Origin of the sequence: Dermatophilus congolensis, assembly GCF_900187045.1 — a bacterium.
Lineage (GTDB): Bacteria > Actinomycetota > Actinomycetes > Actinomycetales > Dermatophilaceae > Dermatophilus > Dermatophilus congolensis.
Genome location: NZ_LT906453.1, coordinates 282,378 through 296,998 on the forward strand (window position 1 = coordinate 282,378; position 14,621 = coordinate 296,998).

Consider the following 14,621-nt stretch of genomic DNA (forward strand, 5'->3'; position numbering starts at 1 on the left):
CGCTCATGGTGTCACGCATCGGGTGGGCTGGGTTGTGCTGAGCATGAGGCGCACAGGCCGAATAGTTCGAGGCTGTGTGAGACGTCCGTGAATCCGTTTTCGTCAGCCATAGCATCGGCCCAGCTTTCGATAGAGGTCCCACGAATCTCGACGGTGTAACCGCATTGGCGGCAAACGAGGTGATGGTGGTGTCCTTCGGTGTCGCACCAGCGGTAGATGAGTTCGCCGTCAGCATTGCGGAGGACATCGACTTTTCCGGCGGCACTCATAACTCCGAGAGTGCGGTAAACGGTGGCTAGGCCAGCGCGGCTTCCACCTTCAGTGAGTCTGGCGTGCACTTGTTGGGCTGAGACGAAGTCGCCGCCTGTTTTAAGGAGTGCTTCGATGGCGGCTCGTTGGCGGGTGTTACGTCGGCGGGGCTCAGCCATGGGTACCTCGAAATTACTGGGGGGTGGGGCTGTGCCGCACTTTACGGCGTCGTCGGTTCTCCCTGACGTGAGTGATGCGATGGGTGAGATGGGTGACAAGAGAGATGACGGCGAACAGCGAAATTGCGATGACAACAATAGTCGCCCCTGAGGGAGTGCTGAGATAGTAGGAGGCACTAACTCCGCCGACACTGCACAGCACTCCGATGAGCACAGCCCATGCTGCCGCGCGCGCGTAGCTGCGGGCAAAAAGCTGGCTGGTGGCGTTGGGCACAATCATGAGGGCGCTGATCAGAAGTAGTCCAACAACTCGCATAGAGACAACCACAGTCACAGCTGTCAATACAGTCAGAAGGATGTTGAGTGGGAGCACTGGCAGCCCGACAGCGCGGCTGTATTCGGGGTCGGCTGCGATAGCAAAGAGTCGGCGGCGTAGTAGCACGGCAACGCTGACAACAATCGCGGACAGAATGGCGAAGATAATCAGATCAGTGGGTTTAGTGGTGGTGATGGCGCCGAAAAGGTAGGAGTCAAGGTTTGCACCGCCAGTGGTGACGCGGGCCATAAGAACAACACCGAACGCGATTCCGCCGTAGAACATGAGGGCCAGTGCAGTGTCACCCGAGGTGTGACCGGAGGCGCGCACAATCTCGATGAGGATGGCCGCGATCACGGTGACGATCAGGGCCATGCCGATGGGGTGAGTGGCTGTGAGCAGTCCGATAGCCACGCCAGCAAGGGCGACGTGTCCGATGCCATCACCGATGAGAGAAAGCTGCCGTTGGACGAGGAAGATTCCCACGGTGGGCGCGGTGATACCGACGAGGAAGGCAGCGAGTAGGGCTCGCTGCATGAAGGCAAAGTCGAGCATCTCGATCATCGGTGTTTCTCCAGGCCAGTGATGGGAGGGTTGGGTGGTGTCTCAGGTGAGTGGCCATGGTGATGCTCGGCCCATTCAGAGATGTGCCATTCGTGCGCACGGTATTCCTCAGGGGTGCCATCGAAATCAACGAGTCCTGTTTTGATGGCGACAACCCGACTCAGCAATGGCGCGAGGGCGGTGACTTCGTGCGTGACGATGAGTTGGGTGACCCCCTCGTCGGCGAGGGCGACAAGCACTTCGACGAGTGCATCTTGGTTGGCGGCATCAACTCCGGCGGTGGGCTCGTCCATGATGAGCACTTCGGGTTGGGCGGCCAGGGCGCGGGCGATGAGCACTCGGCGATGTTGGCCGCCGGAGAGATTAGCGACGCGGTGGTCGGCGAAGTCGGCCATATCGACACGGGCGAGGCTTTCGGCAACGATGGCGCGGTCATGTTTGTTGGGTCGGGCAATGATGCCTTGGTGAGGCAACCGGCCGGTGGCAACAACTTCAGCGACGGTGGCTACGACGGAGTCGGAGAGGGTGTGGCGTTGGGGGACGTAGCCGAGTCGATAACGGCGGGTGAGATTGGCCAGGGGCTCACCGAAAAGTTCGACGCGTCCAGATAGGTGCGAGTTCAATCCGAGAAGGCCCCGCACAAGGGTGGATTTTCCACTGCCGTTTGGGCCGAGCAGGGCTACGCGCTCGCCTGAGGTGATGCGTAGATCAACGCCGTGGACGATCTCTTCCTCACCGTAGCCGAAGCAGGCCCTCTCGAGCTCAATGATGGTTGAGGGGGCCTGCTTCGGCGAAGTTGGCGTTGGCACGGTCATGCACAGCCTTGGCCGGTGCGCAGGACGCCTAGGTTGTTTTTCATCCGGTCGATGTATCCACCGGATAGGGAAACCGCGACGTTGTCGAGTTCGGCTCGCTTGGTTTTGGTTTCGTTGGCGACAGCATCTACGGATGCGGATTTTTCGCCTTTTTCGGCATACACAGTGGTGACTTTGTTCGCTTTAATACGGTTGCTGATTTCAGCTAGGCGGGCGGGGTCAGGTTCACCGTCGTTGAGCACTCCAGCCAGGCCAACCTGGTTAAGTCCGTAGCGCTTAGCCAAGTAAGCGAAAGAGGTGTGGCCGGTAACGATGTCTTTGACGGTGCATTTGCTCAGACCTTGCTTGTACTCGTTATCCAGGTCACTGAGTTCTTTTTTGTAGGCGGTGGCGTTGTCGCTGTAGGCCTGTTTGTTGGTGGGATCGATCTCGCTGAGTTTCGCGGCGATCTGATCAACGGCTTGGCTGTAGAGGACAGGGTCGAGCCAGAAGTGAGGATCGTTGGGGCCGTGATCGTGGCCTTCGTGATCGTGCCCGTCGTGGTCGTCATGTGCGTCAGTTTTTGTGGCGCTGGGTGATTCTTTACCGTGGTCGTGACCGTCATGGTCATGACCATCATGGTCGTCTTCTTCAGCTCCGCTCGAGGGAAGTGCGGCGAGTTTAGACAGGTCGAGTACCTGTTTGGCGCCGGCGGATTCGATGGCGCTGTCGGCGGAGGGTTGCATGCCTTTTTCGTAGACGACTAGGCCAGCGTTGCTCACACTGCCAACTTGCTGGGGGGTGAGCTCCACGTGGTGGGGGTCTTGGCCATTTCCTGTGAGGTTGGTGACCTTGACATGTTTGCCGCCGACTTTTTCTACGGCATGGGCGAGGGGGTAGAAGGATGCGACCACTTCGGTTGCGCCATTGTCCGCGTTGCTTGTTTGAGCGTTTTGGCTACCGCCACATGCGGCAGTAAAAGCAAGAGCGCTGGCAGCAGCTACCGAGAGAACCGTGCGAGCGGATAAATAAGGGTTCTTAGTGGTCATGGTCCAATAATCATTTTTATTGGGAATCATTGTCAAAGTTCTAAGGCGCTTTGGAGCGTCGCGTTGCACACCTGAGCACAGCCCCACGCAGACAGTTCCAGGTGTGAGACCGTGAGGTACACAACACTCCTATATACGGGGGCGCTCATGAAGTGGGAACCGCCCGTAAAGCAGATAGGCACCCAGGGATGACGGACACGCCGAAATTGTCGGTACTCGATCTGGTACCGGTTCGCAGTGGACAAACAAGTGGCCAGGCAATCGAGGCTTCCCTGGCATTGGCAAAGGTGGCTGATGAAGCTGGGTTCACGCGCTACTGGGTTGCTGAACACCACAACATCGAAGCTGTCGCTTCAACGTCACCGGCGATCATGATTGCGCTGCTGGCATCGGCAACGAAGCGTATTCGGGTGGGTTCAGGGGGCGTGATGTTGCCCAACCATGCGCCATTGGTCATTGCAGAACAGTTCGCGTTTTTAGAAGCAGCGTTCCCTGGTCGAATTGATTTGGGAATTGGCCGGGCACCAGGCACCGACCCAGTGACGCAGTGGGCTTTGCGTTCTGGAGGCGCTGTTGGCCCTGAGGGGGACCCAGTGGCACGGTTCCCAGAGTTTGTGCAGCAGGTGGTGGCATTCATGTGCCCGGATGGGGCGGGTATCCAGATCGGGGGCCGGCCTTTTCACGTCTCGGCTACGCCGAACGCCGTTTCGGAATCTCCTGTGTGGCTTTTGGGCTCTTCGGATTATTCAGCGCGGTTGGCGGCGAGGTTTGGGCTGCCGTATGTGTTCGCGCATCACTTTTCCGGAGTGGGGACGGCTGAGGCGCTGGCTCTATATCGGGAGAATTATGCCGGTGAAGAGGAGCCACGTTCGCTATTGACGGTGAATGCGGTGGTGGGTGACACCAAAGAGGAGGCGTTGATGTATGCCAGGGCCCAGCAGCACAACATTGCTGCGATTCGTACTGGCGCTCCTCGATTGCCGATCTTCACGTTGGAAGAGAGCATGCTGGCCACACCACGGGTACCTGATGATCAGTTTGATGAGCTGATGGGTTCGTGGCATGTGGGCACAGCTGAGGAAGTTGCTGAATCGATTACGGCGTTGGCGCAGCAGTTCGAGGTCGATGAGGTGATGATTCAACCGGTTGGGTCGGCTAAGGAGTCTGACCCTTATGAACGCGTACCGAATCGTGAGCGCACCGTTCGTGACTTGGGGCGGCTCTTGCTGGGGTGATTCTCCTCGGTGGTCTCAGGTCAGAAGTTTTTCTCGTCCTAGTTCATGCTTAAGCGCTGCGGTGAGCTGGAGGTAGCGGAATTCGTGACCGATTTTGGCAAGCACACCGGGCAAGACGTGTTGGCTGGCAAGGGCAAGTTCGCGGGTTCCTTGACTGCCGAGTAGGAGCGTAGGCGCTTGACCCGGGGTGGGGAGGAAGGCTGGGCGATGAAGTACTTTTCCGATGGTGGCTGCCCAGTCTTTTTGTTTAACGGGGTTGGGCGCGACGGCATTGACGGGGCCGTGGAGGCGGTCGTCGACGAGGGCGCGGTAGTAGATGTCGATAAGGTCATCGAGAGCGATCCAGGGGAGCCATTGCTGACCTCCTCCAAGAGGGCCGCCAAGTCCGGCCTGGTAGAGAGGCCGCTGTAAGCCTAGGACACCGCCCTGGCTGGATTGAACGATTCCGGTGCGTATGTTGACGACTCGCCCTGCTGCGGTGTGGGCGTCAGCTTCCCAAGCCTGGACTACGTCGGCGAGGAATCCTTGACCTCGACAGGAGGTTTCGTCGACGGGTTCGGGGCGATCATGCCCGTAGATACCTACTGCAGAGGCACATATGAAGGGTTTTGTACCGGCGAGGTGGGCCAGAGCTGCTGTCGGGCCAATACGGGAGGACCAGATTGTTTTTTTGTGTTGTTCATTGAAGCGGCCAGCAATGGATGCTCCAGCGAGGTGGACTACTGCGTCTACGCCCTCGAGGAGGTCTGGAGCGGGGTTGTTTGTGTCCCAGAAACGTTCGCTGCGGATGAGGTTGCCGTCGTTGTCGGTAACGAAGGTGGATTGGTCTGCTTTTCTTCTGACGAGGTGGATTACTCGGTGTCCGCCTGTGGTCAGCAGTGCAGAGAGCTGTCGTCCGACTAGGCCTGATGCGCCGGTGATTGCCACTGTCATGGGTTCGGGGTGGAGTTGGCGCATCGTGCGGTGAGTGGTGAGGTCTTTTTCCAGGACAGCGTGTCGGAACGCGAACATGGATCGCAACATCGCGCCGGGAACGTTGGAGAGCACTGAATCGGTGATGCGGGTTCCCTCGCCGACTTCGGTGAAGTCGTGTTGGTGTCTCCAGTGGAAGAAACGTTCTCCTAGGCTGCCCAGGGCTGGGATGGTTCCGACATCGACGAAGCGGTGTGGTGGCCGGTAGTCCTGGGATTGATGTTGTGCAACCCAGGTTGGCCCCCAGGGGCTACCGAAACGTAGTAGTGCTGTTCCGTCTGCAAGTGATTGCGCTTCTTGGTGTGGCTGTATCGGGGCGAATGGCGGTGATAGCCGCAGGAACGCACCGGGCCGCATGTGCCATGAAAAAACTTGCGACAGAGGGAAATCCACGACTTGAGAGGTAACGAGTCCCATGCACCGAACCTACCCGGACACTGCCTGCTACGCATTCGCGCAATAATTCTTATATGGCCCGGCTCCCACTCTTCCCCCTCAACACCGTCCTCGCGCCGGGAGCTGCCCTGCCCCTACAAATCCACGAGCATCGGCATCTGCAACTGATTCGTGACGTTGTCCGTAGTCCAGAAGGACCTGAATTCGGAGTGGTGGCCTTGCGTCATGGCCGTGACCCGGATGAGCGTGCCCGTATTCGCGCTACTGTCACTGGTTGTAGTGCTGTTTTGCAGAATGTCGACAACATTGGGTCTGGCCGCCTTCACCTCGACGTTCGTGGCAAGGATCGCTTTCGTGTCGACAAAATTTTGGATGAACCTCTTCCATACGTCGTTGCCGAAGTGACGTGGCTGTCCGAGCCGGATGGGGATGAGGCAGCGCTGCCCTCATTGGCTCGTCAGGTGCGCTCCCGCCTGTACAACTATTCGACGATGCTTGGCCAAGATGCTCCGACGAACTTTGAGCCGCGTAGTCGCCGTGATGTCGATAGCGCACGCCGATTGTCTTACGGTGTTATTGATCACACCGTTCTCAGTCTTGACGAGAAGATTTCCCTGCTCGAAGCAGAGTCAACTGAGCAACGTCTTATTCGTGCGCGTCGGCTTTTGAGCCGTGAGATTGATTTGATCCGGTTGTTTCACGCGATACCTCAGGAGATTGATCCTTCAGCTATCAACCCGAACTGATTTTCCGGTGGATTGCGTGTTCTCCGGCAGATAGAGGTTCTTTCTGCTGTTAGTTGCGTTGCAGTAGTTTTTCGATGAGTGAGCGGCGTCGGGTTTGTGCGTCACAGTTTTCGTCTTCGCGGTCGAACCAGGCATCGACGTCCACGATGACTGTGGCGCGGGAGGCTGCACTTGAGCCGTCGGCTCGATCAGACCAGGGGGAAACTGCTTCTTCGCCGGTGACGGGGAAAGCTGCGTGTTGGTGTTTCCGTGGGACTTCTGGGGTAGCTGCGTAGGTCACATGCTCGGTCACTGAGGCTGTGTTTTGGGCGCTGCTTTGGCTGGCTACTGGGGTTTCTATGGGCGCGGAGGATTCACCCTGTGAGCTGTTTTTTCCGGTTTCCTCGGTGATGCGGGCTCGGGCTCGGGCACGCGCGGCGGCGATGGCATCAAGATCTAGTGATGCTGTTGGTGTTGTCTGGTCAACAGTGGGTGGGGCAGGAGCTGGCTTTGGTTGTGGTGGGGGTGTGTCAGCAATCGTCATGTCTGCGTGACGGAACACTTGCTCTAAGTGTTCGTGCGGGTCGAATTCGTTTGTGGGGGCGATGAAGGTTTCTCGTACGCCGGCAAACTCACCCTCATCGTCGTCAGGGTCTCCGGGGGCTGATTCGCTGGTTCCTGCGTGTTCGCGGATGATGAGTCGCCCTCCCCCAGCGTGAACCCAATCGCGGCTGAAGGCCGAGTAGCCGACTTCTAGTTCCCAGTCGGGCATGGACAGGAGGTGTTCGTCGGTGAGTCGGCTGCCAGGGTAGATGTGTGCAGCTAGTCGCAGTTCTCGGCCGCGTTCTTTGGAAATGCGCAAGATGTTTTCGAAGTCAGCTTTTTCGGCGCCTTCAAGGCGGGCGAGGTTGACACGGCGTTTTTGGAGTTTGCGGATACTTTTGGCGAGGTGGACAACTTCGGGGGTTCGGGTGGCGTAGAGGTGCAGCATGGCTGCGAGTTCACCAGCGAGGTCCTCGGCTGCGGAGGCTTGCCACAGGACGCCAGGTGGGGCATCTGGTGCTGAGTCGAATACTTCACTGGGGGTGAGCTGCAGGTGCAGCAGTTGCCAGGCGTAGCTCTGGCCTTCGTGTAGAAGGGCGATCCAGCGGGGATTGATGCCGTTGTTCATCCGGGGGGTGGATCCGATAAGGATCGAAGCGGTCACTGCGCTCATCGCGTTCACCTCCGAGGGCGGTTGGCGCCGGTGCGTCGACGGACCCCGGTCGTCCTCTCAGGCTAGGAAGGTGTATGCGAAGCGACAATCGCGGTTGCCGACAACAGGGTTCAGCTGATTGCGTGGCGTTATCAGGGGGTGAGCTCTTCGGGAATTCCTGGGGTTTCTTTGCGGATGAGTAGGTAGGCACCCAACAGGGCGGTAACCAAACCAATAGGGACAAGCCAGTAGGTACCGGCGCGGGGTAGTTCGTTGAGCATGATGAGGCCGTATGCCGCAGGTACAAGGGTGCTCATGAGGTAGTTGGTGGACAAGACGGTGACTCCGTCAGCTTGGGCAAGGCCGCGAGTGAGATGCATTTGGCCAAGAACCAGACCACCCATGAGTAAGATTCCGGCGGCCCATGTGGTCCAGGGCCAGGTCCAAGGCTGGATGAGGTTGAGGGAGTGGTCGGCAACGATGAGCCGAGCTGCGATGGCGCTGATGGCAAATCCGGTGCCCCCAAAGACGCCAGATACTGAGGGCGGCAGGGGGAGAAAGAACGCGATGAGGCAGATCGCGACCACGGCGGCAACGACAGCTAGGTCCTCGATGCCGGTGGGAGGAACGGTGCCAGGCACGGTGGTGGCGGCAAGGATGGTGATGCCCAGAACGACGGCGCCGATGGATGCCCATCCCAGTGGCGCGATGCGACGGCGGCCGCTGGCGTGTTCGATGATTGCGGTAACGGCTAGGCCCCCGACGATGCATGCCTGCACGATGAGCAGGGGCAGGGTTTGGCGGGCGGCGAGGGTGAAGACGAAGCCGAGGCCTTGGCAGCAGGTGCCGATCCACCAGGTTTTAGAGGCCAGAGGGCTGCCCTCATCTTTGGATCCGGTGGATAGTTGAGCACCGCCGATGCCGTAGGCAAGTACACCCAAGGCGAGTGCGGCTGTGCTGAGGATCATGAAGAGGAGCGAGGGCTGTTGATAGGGCACGGTGTGAACCTACCCGGACACGCGGGGGCCACATAGGTGGGGCGTGTCCGGGTGGTTGGTGGGCTGTGTTGGGATCAGAGTGTGCGTAGGCCGTAGGTGGCGCGCATGGTGTGGGAGCCTCCTGCGGGGAGTTGCACGGCTTTGGCGAGTGCGTTGGCGGTTTCGAAGCAGACCATGTGTGTCCATTCGTCGTCGCCGAAGTCGGGCAGTGCTGCGGCTTTGGTCTGCCAGGGGTTCCAGATGACGGTGCTGGCTGAGCCGCTTTTGGTGAGGGTGATGGCGCGGTTGTTGCCGGGGTCGATGATTTCGGCGGTGCTGTCGTGGGCGTAGACGCGGTCGGTTTCGCGAGTGAGTCTTAGGGGGCCGGACTGGGCGTTGACGGCGCGTCCGCCGGGGGCTTTGTCGGCGTAACGGGTGCCGTCGAGGCCTTCGACGCTGATGGTGGTGACGTCGGATACGGCGATGTAGGCGTGGAGGGCTTCTTCGAGTTCGTAGTCTTCGTCGCTGGTGATGGTGAGTGCGAGGTCGAGAGTTTGACCGAAGGTGACGGTGTATTCGCCGCGGATGCCGGTCGGGGTTCCTTCGGGGAGGGTGGCGTTGGCTGCGTCGATGGTGAAGGTGAGGGTGGGTGCACCGTTGTTGTCGGTGGTGGCAGCGCTGAGTTCCCAGGTGTTGGTGCGGAACCATCCGTGGGCGGGTTTTTTGTCGTTGCGTTTGCCGGGGCCGAACCAGGGTGCGCAGATGGGGATGCCGCCGCGGATAGCGGTGCCGGGTTCAAAGGTGGAGTGTTGGCTCATCCATAGGACGGGTTCGGCGCCGGCGGGGGTCCATGCGGTGATGTGTGCGCCGTAGAGGTAGATCTCGCCGGTTGCTGCGGGGGTGTCGATGCGCAGGACGGGTAGTCCGCTTTGTCCCTGGGTGAGGGTCACACCGGTTGGCAGTTGTGCAGGGTCGATGTTCGGCATGTTTTGAAAGTACCCGCGGCATACCTGTTTTGGCGGCTTGGGCTGCATCTCACGGTCGACATCGCTGGTGGTGTCGACCGTGAGGTGGTGTGTTACTGGAAGAGTGCAGCGCCTTCGGTGGTGATGATTTCCCAGATTTGGGCGGTGGCGGCGGGGATGAGTCGGCCGGTGTGCCGGCGTCCTGCGTGGTATTCGGTGCCGTCTGCATAGCGGATGACGCCACCGAGTTCGCGGATGAAGAGACTGCCCGGGGCATGGTCCCAGGGTTTGTCGGACCAGTAGACGATGGCGTCGGCAGTTCCTTCAGCAAGCCAGGGGTAGTCGACACCGCAGCACCAGGCGGAGGAGTAGAGGGTGAGGTCGCCAGAGGGGCCTTCTTTGGCGGGATTGGAGGTCAGGACGCGCAGTTCGGCGGGGTTGTTGCTGCGTGGGGTGGGGTTTAGTCGGGTGTTGTCGAGATAGAGGCCGGCGCCTTTTTCGGCGACGTAGGCGTGGCCGAGTTCGGGTTGCCAAATCCAGCCGCGGACGGTTTCTCCGTGGGCGAGTTCAGCGAGCATGACTGCGTGTTCTTTGCGACCGTTGACGAAGTTTTTGGTGCCATCGACTGGGTCGATGATCCAGGCGCGGGGAGCGTGGGCCAGTTTGTTGAGGAGGGTGGGGTCAGCTGCGGTGGCTTCTTCGCCGACGACGAGTGCTTCAGGGTCGTGGCTGTGTAGCCAGTCGGTGACGGCTTTTTCGGCTTCGCGGTCAGCGATGGTGACGAGGTCTCCTGGTTTTTTTTCCATGACTTCGTCGTCCCCGAGTTTTCGGAATCGGGGGGTGATGTATTCGGTCGCGACGTGTTTGAGCAGCTCTAGTACGGCGTCGGTTTCGAGGCGGTGAGCATCCACTGTCTAAGCGTGGCACAGGTTGGTAGCCAGTGGCGTTGGGTTTGGTGCGGTGGGGTTTAGGCGCGGTAGTCGTGGGTGGAGCGGGTGAATCCTTCTTGGGCGTAGGCGGCGCGGATTTGGCGGGCGCGGTTTTCGCGGTGAGGGCTGGCTGGGCGTAGGGGGCGGGTGCGTTGGTTGGTGGTGCGGCGTCGGGAGGTGTAGGTGGTGATGTCGGCGGCGACGTAGGTGTTTCCTGTGGTTAGGGCGGCGTTGACAGGGCCTGCGTCGAGGAGGTGTTGGCGGTCGATGCTTTGGGTGGGGGTGTCGCGGATGATTGAATGGACGGTTGCTAGTCCGTCGTCAACGATTTCGGCTTCAACGATGCCGGTGTGGCGTGGGTAGAGGGTCTGGGTGTGCGGTCGGCTGATGGTGCCGGTGGTGTGGCTTCGGTTGCCGGTGATGTGTCGTATCACCGTGGCGGTGAGGGCCCAGATGGGGGCGGCGATGGTGATGATGGTCAAGGTGGTGGAGTACCAGGTGGGCGCACCTTCGAGGAGGCAGACGAGGTGGCCGATAACCAGGGCGGCACAGGCGATGGTGATAACAAGGCGTTGGTGGCCGTGGGTGCGTGCTGTGATGGCGGTTGCGGTGCCGGTGAGTGCGGCGGCTGCGGCCATGATGATGTGTGCGGTGTCCATGACGGTTTCCCCTGATTCGATGCCTGGTGTCAGGGGCCGCTCCCCAGCGGCCCCCGACTTTCAAGCAGATCCCCCTGCCTGAACCGCAGCAGCTGTGCCCTGGTCGTGTGGTGTTCACGACCCCCCAAGGGCGGGCGGCCTGAGGAAGGGGGCCGCCGCTGTGTGCTTGGTGCGGTGTAGTCACAACTGTACTGGACGTTCGTCTATACAGCATTTTTGATTTTGGACGGTCGACCGTTAAATTCCCAGTTCAGGTTGTTTTTCAATTGTTTTCGTGCGTTTATCTTGTCGACATTAACTGCGTGGAGAGTCTTGGACGGTGGTGTTAGTTGATTCGCCTGAGCGCATGAAAAGGCCCCAGCCACATGGTGATGGCTGGGGCCTTAGGTCAGGCGCGTACCGGGGTTAGCTGTGCTGGTTGATACTGCAGACTGCGTCTTGACAGGTGTTGCAGGCTGCTCCGAGCGCGCAGGCTCCAAGGCATGCGGTGGCGATGATGGGGTTCAGTCCCAGTGCGGTGGCGAGGGCGAAGATGATACCTAGCAGGAGGATGGCTCCCAGAGCCAGGGTTGCCCAGAGCATTGCGAGGCGGACCACTACTGCTGGTTCGGTGTTCCTTGCTGGGGTGGTGAGTGCATGAGTGTCGGTTACTGTGCCTTGGTAGGGCGTGGGGATGGGTTCTAGAACTGGTTCGAGGACGGGATGCAGTTCGGGGCTACCGGTGGTTTCTTCAGAAGTGACTCCGTGGCGGGCGGACCAGACGATATCTAGTCCGTGGCTGTGACGGCATCCGATGCCTGCTCCGCGGCCTGGGTTGTCGTGGCGGCGGGGTAGTGCATGGCGAGTGGGGCGCAGGCCACGGCTAGCACGGCGGGTGACGGGGCGTGCGGCGTGCGGACGTGTGGGGCGGGCGTGTGCGCGGTGGGGGCAGTTCATTTCGCCCTCCGTTTTGGTGACACGCCGGTGATGGTGACGGTGTTGTTAGGCATCCGTGCCCTCTCTTTCCCGGGTCCTTCCGGGGATCGTGTTCATCACATCCATGGGTCGTGGGGGCGGTTGCCCCTGCCGTGGTTGGACCTGACCTGCTTTTTATCGGCATGGCTCACGGAGCTTGAAGTTTTTAATGAACTTTGTTTCCGCAGGTCAGGCCACACTTTAGGGTGAGTTTGATGTGTGTTGTTGAAGATGAGAAGGATTCGTCACCGTGAAGAGTTAGCCGGATGTATCTGGAGGGGTTTACATGGTGGGCGGGGTTTGATGATGAATTGCTTTGTGTGAGGTGGGCAGGATTGTCGTGGTGTGGCCTGCCTTGCTGGCGACAGATCGCCTACCGTCTTTTCTATGGCTCGACCTCACGCAGCGGCCCGCATCGAAACACGGGTGAATTCAGCAATCACGCGCACTTTGCGTAGACATGGCTGGAAGGGCCGCGCATTGGCGCACACCGGCTATGGGTCGGTGGATTTTGTGCGTGTGATGGGACGCGTGGTGTTGACGCGCGGCGAGGTAGAGCAAGGGCAGGCTCGTCCAGATGTAGGTGATTGGATTCGGTCACCGTTGACAGATCAGATGCGTGGCTGGCGTGCCTTTATCACCGCGCAGCTTGCTCATGCTCCAGTAACTGTGACGTTGAATGGGCAGGATTATTCGACGACAACGGATCAGAACGGTTACGTCGATCTGATCATTACTGACCATGGCCTGGAGCCAGGATGGCACGAGGCGAAGATCCAGCCAGAGAATGGCTTGTATGACGTGGCGCGAGTGAACATCATTTCTCCGGACGTACGATTCGGCATTGTTAGCGATATTGATGACACCGTTATTTCAACGTCGTTGCCGCGTCCGTTGATCGCTGCGTGGAACACCTTTGTTCTCAAGGAGCAGGCGCGCCGGATCGTGCCTGGCATGGCGCCGATGTATCGAAATTTGCTGGCAGAGTTCCCGGGGGCACCGATTTTTTACTTATCGACAGGTGCGTGGAACACGGCTGATACGTTGACGCGGTTTTTGGATCGTCATGGCTATCCGGCGGGGCCCTTGTTGCTGACTGATTGGGGCCCAACGAACACGGGCTGGTTCAGGTCGGGGCAGGATCATAAGCGCCGGAACCTGCACCGGTTGGCTACGGAGTTTCCGCATATCCGGTGGGTTCTTGTGGGTGATGACGGCCAGCACGATCCTCGTATTTACGGTGATTTTGCTCGTGATCGAGCAGATGTGGTTCGGGCGATCGGTATCCGTGAGTTGACCCCGGCTGAGCAGGTACTGTCGCACGGTTTACCGCTGTCTGTTGAAGGGTTTTCACCACGCGTTCATCGTCCTGTCCCGGTGGTGCGCGCTCCCGATGGGTATGGATTGGGTCCGCAGATGCGTGCAGCGTTAGGGATTGAGTCCTCGCGGTCTGCTGTGGCTCCTCGGGTGATTCATACCCGGCAGGATGAAGATAAGCAGGATGGCACCCCGGGGGCTGCCCAGTAGTGGCTCTTGTGAGGTAAATGCTGCGTTGCTGTGATAGCAGGTTGCTTGGACACTGGTGACTATGACGTTCAGTGATGTGCCCGAGGTTGGGCCCGGCGAGGTGCCTGCTGGTGCTGTGGTTGTTGATGTGCGTGAGCCTGAAGAGTGGGTGGCGGGGCACGCAGCGGGGGCCCGCCATGTGCCTTTAAGTGAGCTGCCCGGACGGTTGAACGAGCTTCCTCAGAGCGATCAGCTGTTTGTGGTGTGCCGTTCGGGTGGCCGTTCCGCTCGGGCGGTGGAGTTTTTGCGTGGCTTTGGTTTTGATGCGGTCAATGTGGCTGGTGGGACGTTGGCCTGGCATGCCTCCAATCTGCCGATGGTCAGCGAGAATGGGCAGCAGCCTTCAGCGATGTGATGGCTGCTCGCTGTCACGATGGCGCCGGATGTTGTGCAGGAGCTCATCGGCGCTGAATCGTCCTGCGCCGGTCACAGCGAGAGTGATCGCTACTGCACCGATCATGCCCACCAGTTCCCAGCCGCCATTTTTAATGAAAATCCCGTGCCCCATATGAGCAATCACGAATGCGCCGAACATGTTCGCAGCGACAACAAGAGCTGTGAGCACGGTTGCAGCTCCTAGAACGATGAGAACTCCCCCTATCAACTCGATAGTGGCGGCAGCGGTAGCACTGAGGTAGGGCATGGGAGCACCCATGCGGGTGAAGGCGGCAGCGGTGGCAGAAATGCCATCGAGGAAAAACTTCTGCCAGCCGTGCGCAATAAGCACTACACCAAGGAGGAGGCGGGCAAGAAGAAGTGCGGTGGCGCGAAGAGAATCAGGCAAGCTCATGAATGGCCTTTCTTGAGGATGCTCCTGGTGAAAGCAGGCTGGATGCCCAACTTTTGGGCTAGAAGCTAGCTAAACCGACTTAATGTGAATATTCAACTAACGAAAAC

General features: G+C 59.5%; 16 protein-coding genes. 4 read left to right on the forward strand and 12 right to left on the reverse strand.

Annotated elements, in window-relative coordinates; all coding sequences use genetic code 11:
• Positions 1–11: 11 nt before the first annotated feature.
• The 4 genes from CKV89_RS01145 to CKV89_RS01160 are packed head-to-tail and all read right to left on the reverse strand — an operon-like array spanning position 12 to position 3,151.
• Complete coding sequence (locus CKV89_RS01145; RefSeq protein WP_028327367.1) at positions 12–428, reverse strand: Fur family transcriptional regulator; 417 nt, start codon at positions 426–428, stop codon at positions 12–14.
• A 13-nt stretch (positions 429–441) separates the two neighbouring features.
• Positions 442–1,308: a metal ABC transporter permease gene (locus CKV89_RS01150; protein WP_051277572.1), complete on the reverse strand. Its 867-nt coding sequence runs from the start codon at positions 1,306–1,308 to the stop codon at positions 442–444.
• Positions 1,305–2,123, reverse strand: a complete 819-nt coding sequence (locus CKV89_RS01155; RefSeq protein ID WP_084441090.1) for a metal ABC transporter ATP-binding protein — start codon at positions 2,121–2,123, stop codon at positions 1,305–1,307. The genes CKV89_RS01150 and CKV89_RS01155 overlap by 4 nt, the downstream gene beginning before the upstream one ends.
• Positions 2,120–3,151, reverse strand: a complete 1,032-nt coding sequence (locus tag CKV89_RS01160; RefSeq protein WP_034401226.1) for a metal ABC transporter substrate-binding protein — start codon at positions 3,149–3,151, stop codon at positions 2,120–2,122. Before CKV89_RS01160 ends, CKV89_RS01155 begins: the two co-directional genes overlap by 4 nt.
• 188 nt (positions 3,152–3,339) lie before the next feature.
• Here CKV89_RS01160 and CKV89_RS01165 point away from each other — a divergent pair, with 188 nt between their 5' ends.
• Positions 3,340–4,386, forward strand: coding sequence for an LLM class flavin-dependent oxidoreductase (locus tag CKV89_RS01165; RefSeq protein ID WP_028327365.1), 1,047 nt, complete (start codon positions 3,340–3,342; stop codon positions 4,384–4,386).
• Between the two features lie 15 nt (positions 4,387–4,401).
• Here the strand turns inward: CKV89_RS01165 and CKV89_RS01170 are convergent, their stop codons facing one another.
• A complete protein-coding gene (locus tag CKV89_RS01170) occupies positions 4,402–5,715 on the reverse strand; it encodes a TIGR01777 family oxidoreductase (RefSeq protein WP_231935413.1) in 1,314 nt (437 codons plus the stop codon).
• Positions 5,716–5,828: 113 nt separating this feature from the next.
• Here CKV89_RS01170 and CKV89_RS01175 point away from each other — a divergent pair, with 113 nt between their 5' ends.
• Complete coding sequence (locus CKV89_RS01175; RefSeq protein WP_084441086.1) at positions 5,829–6,500, forward strand: LON peptidase substrate-binding domain-containing protein; 672 nt, start codon at positions 5,829–5,831, stop codon at positions 6,498–6,500.
• Between the two features lie 49 nt (positions 6,501–6,549).
• Here CKV89_RS01175 and CKV89_RS01180 read toward each other — a convergent pair whose 3' ends face one another.
• From CKV89_RS01180 to CKV89_RS01205, 6 genes are all read right to left on the reverse strand, one after another.
• Complete coding sequence (locus tag CKV89_RS01180) at positions 6,550–7,695, reverse strand: hypothetical protein (RefSeq protein ID WP_028327363.1); 1,146 nt, start codon at positions 7,693–7,695, stop codon at positions 6,550–6,552.
• Between the two features lie 131 nt (positions 7,696–7,826).
• Positions 7,827–8,642, reverse strand: a complete 816-nt coding sequence (locus tag CKV89_RS01185; RefSeq protein WP_028327362.1) for a hypothetical protein — start codon at positions 8,640–8,642, stop codon at positions 7,827–7,829.
• 104 nt (positions 8,643–8,746) lie between these two features.
• Positions 8,747–9,637: a D-hexose-6-phosphate mutarotase gene (locus CKV89_RS01190; RefSeq protein ID WP_028327361.1), complete on the reverse strand. Its 891-nt coding sequence runs from the start codon at positions 9,635–9,637 to the stop codon at positions 8,747–8,749.
• A gap of 92 nt (positions 9,638–9,729) precedes the next feature.
• On the reverse strand, positions 9,730–10,527 hold the full coding sequence (locus CKV89_RS01195) for an inositol monophosphatase family protein (RefSeq protein WP_028327360.1): 798 nt from the start codon (positions 10,525–10,527) through the stop codon (positions 9,730–9,732).
• A 56-nt stretch (positions 10,528–10,583) separates the two neighbouring features.
• On the reverse strand, positions 10,584–11,204 hold the full coding sequence (locus CKV89_RS01200) for a hypothetical protein (protein ID WP_028327359.1): 621 nt from the start codon (positions 11,202–11,204) through the stop codon (positions 10,584–10,586).
• Between the two features lie 405 nt (positions 11,205–11,609).
• On the reverse strand, positions 11,610–12,140 hold the full coding sequence (locus CKV89_RS01205) for a hypothetical protein (RefSeq protein WP_028327358.1): 531 nt from the start codon (positions 12,138–12,140) through the stop codon (positions 11,610–11,612).
• Between the two features lie 405 nt (positions 12,141–12,545).
• Here CKV89_RS01205 and CKV89_RS01210 point away from each other — a divergent pair, with 405 nt between their 5' ends.
• Together CKV89_RS01210 and CKV89_RS01215 are read left to right on the forward strand one after the other, a co-directional pair.
• Positions 12,546–13,685: an App1 family protein gene (locus tag CKV89_RS01210; RefSeq protein WP_084441149.1), complete on the forward strand. Its 1,140-nt coding sequence runs from the start codon at positions 12,546–12,548 to the stop codon at positions 13,683–13,685.
• Positions 13,686–13,746: 61 nt separating this feature from the next.
• A complete protein-coding gene (locus tag CKV89_RS01215) occupies positions 13,747–14,079 on the forward strand; it encodes a rhodanese-like domain-containing protein (RefSeq protein WP_084441083.1) in 333 nt (110 codons plus the stop codon).
• On the opposite strand, the gene CKV89_RS01220 is transcribed toward CKV89_RS01215, so the two are convergent.
• A complete protein-coding gene (locus CKV89_RS01220; RefSeq protein WP_028327357.1) occupies positions 14,068–14,514 on the reverse strand; it encodes a DoxX family protein in 447 nt (148 codons plus the stop codon). The two genes, CKV89_RS01215 and CKV89_RS01220, sit on opposite strands and share 12 nt — an antisense overlap.
• Between the last annotated feature and the right edge of the window lie 107 nt (positions 14,515–14,621).

Bases quoted from the DNA above. Each gene is read 5' to 3' on its own strand.
- CKV89_RS01145 (WP_028327367.1), bottom strand. From the start codon at position 428: ATGGCTGAGCCCCGCCGACGTAACACCCGCCAACGAGCCGCCATCGAA.
- CKV89_RS01150 (WP_051277572.1), bottom strand. From the start codon at position 1,308: ATGATCGAGATGCTCGACTTTGCCTTCATGCAGCGAGCCCTACTCGCT.
- CKV89_RS01155 (WP_084441090.1), bottom strand. From the start codon at position 2,123: ATGACCGTGCCAACGCCAACTTCGCCGAAGCAGGCCCCCTCAACCATC.
- CKV89_RS01160 (WP_034401226.1), bottom strand. From the start codon at position 3,151: ATGACCACTAAGAACCCTTATTTATCCGCTCGCACGGTTCTCTCGGTA.
- CKV89_RS01165 (WP_028327365.1), top strand. From the start codon at position 3,340: ATGACGGACACGCCGAAATTGTCGGTACTCGATCTGGTACCGGTTCGC.
- CKV89_RS01170 (WP_231935413.1), bottom strand. From the start codon at position 5,715: ATGCGGCCCGGTGCGTTCCTGCGGCTATCACCGCCATTCGCCCCGATA.
- CKV89_RS01175 (WP_084441086.1), top strand. From the start codon at position 5,829: ATGGCCCGGCTCCCACTCTTCCCCCTCAACACCGTCCTCGCGCCGGGA.
- CKV89_RS01180 (WP_028327363.1), bottom strand. From the start codon at position 7,695: ATGAGCGCAGTGACCGCTTCGATCCTTATCGGATCCACCCCCCGGATG.
- CKV89_RS01185 (WP_028327362.1), bottom strand. From the start codon at position 8,642: ATGATCCTCAGCACAGCCGCACTCGCCTTGGGTGTACTTGCCTACGGC.
- CKV89_RS01190 (WP_028327361.1), bottom strand. From the start codon at position 9,637: ATGCCGAACATCGACCCTGCACAACTGCCAACCGGTGTGACCCTCACC.
- CKV89_RS01200 (WP_028327359.1), bottom strand. From the start codon at position 11,204: ATGGACACCGCACACATCATCATGGCCGCAGCCGCCGCACTCACCGGC.
- CKV89_RS01205 (WP_028327358.1), bottom strand. From the start codon at position 12,140: ATGAACTGCCCCCACCGCGCACACGCCCGCCCCACACGTCCGCACGCC.
- CKV89_RS01210 (WP_084441149.1), top strand. From the start codon at position 12,546: ATGGCTCGACCTCACGCAGCGGCCCGCATCGAAACACGGGTGAATTCA.
- CKV89_RS01215 (WP_084441083.1), top strand. From the start codon at position 13,747: ATGACGTTCAGTGATGTGCCCGAGGTTGGGCCCGGCGAGGTGCCTGCT.
- CKV89_RS01220 (WP_028327357.1), bottom strand. From the start codon at position 14,514: ATGAGCTTGCCTGATTCTCTTCGCGCCACCGCACTTCTTCTTGCCCGC.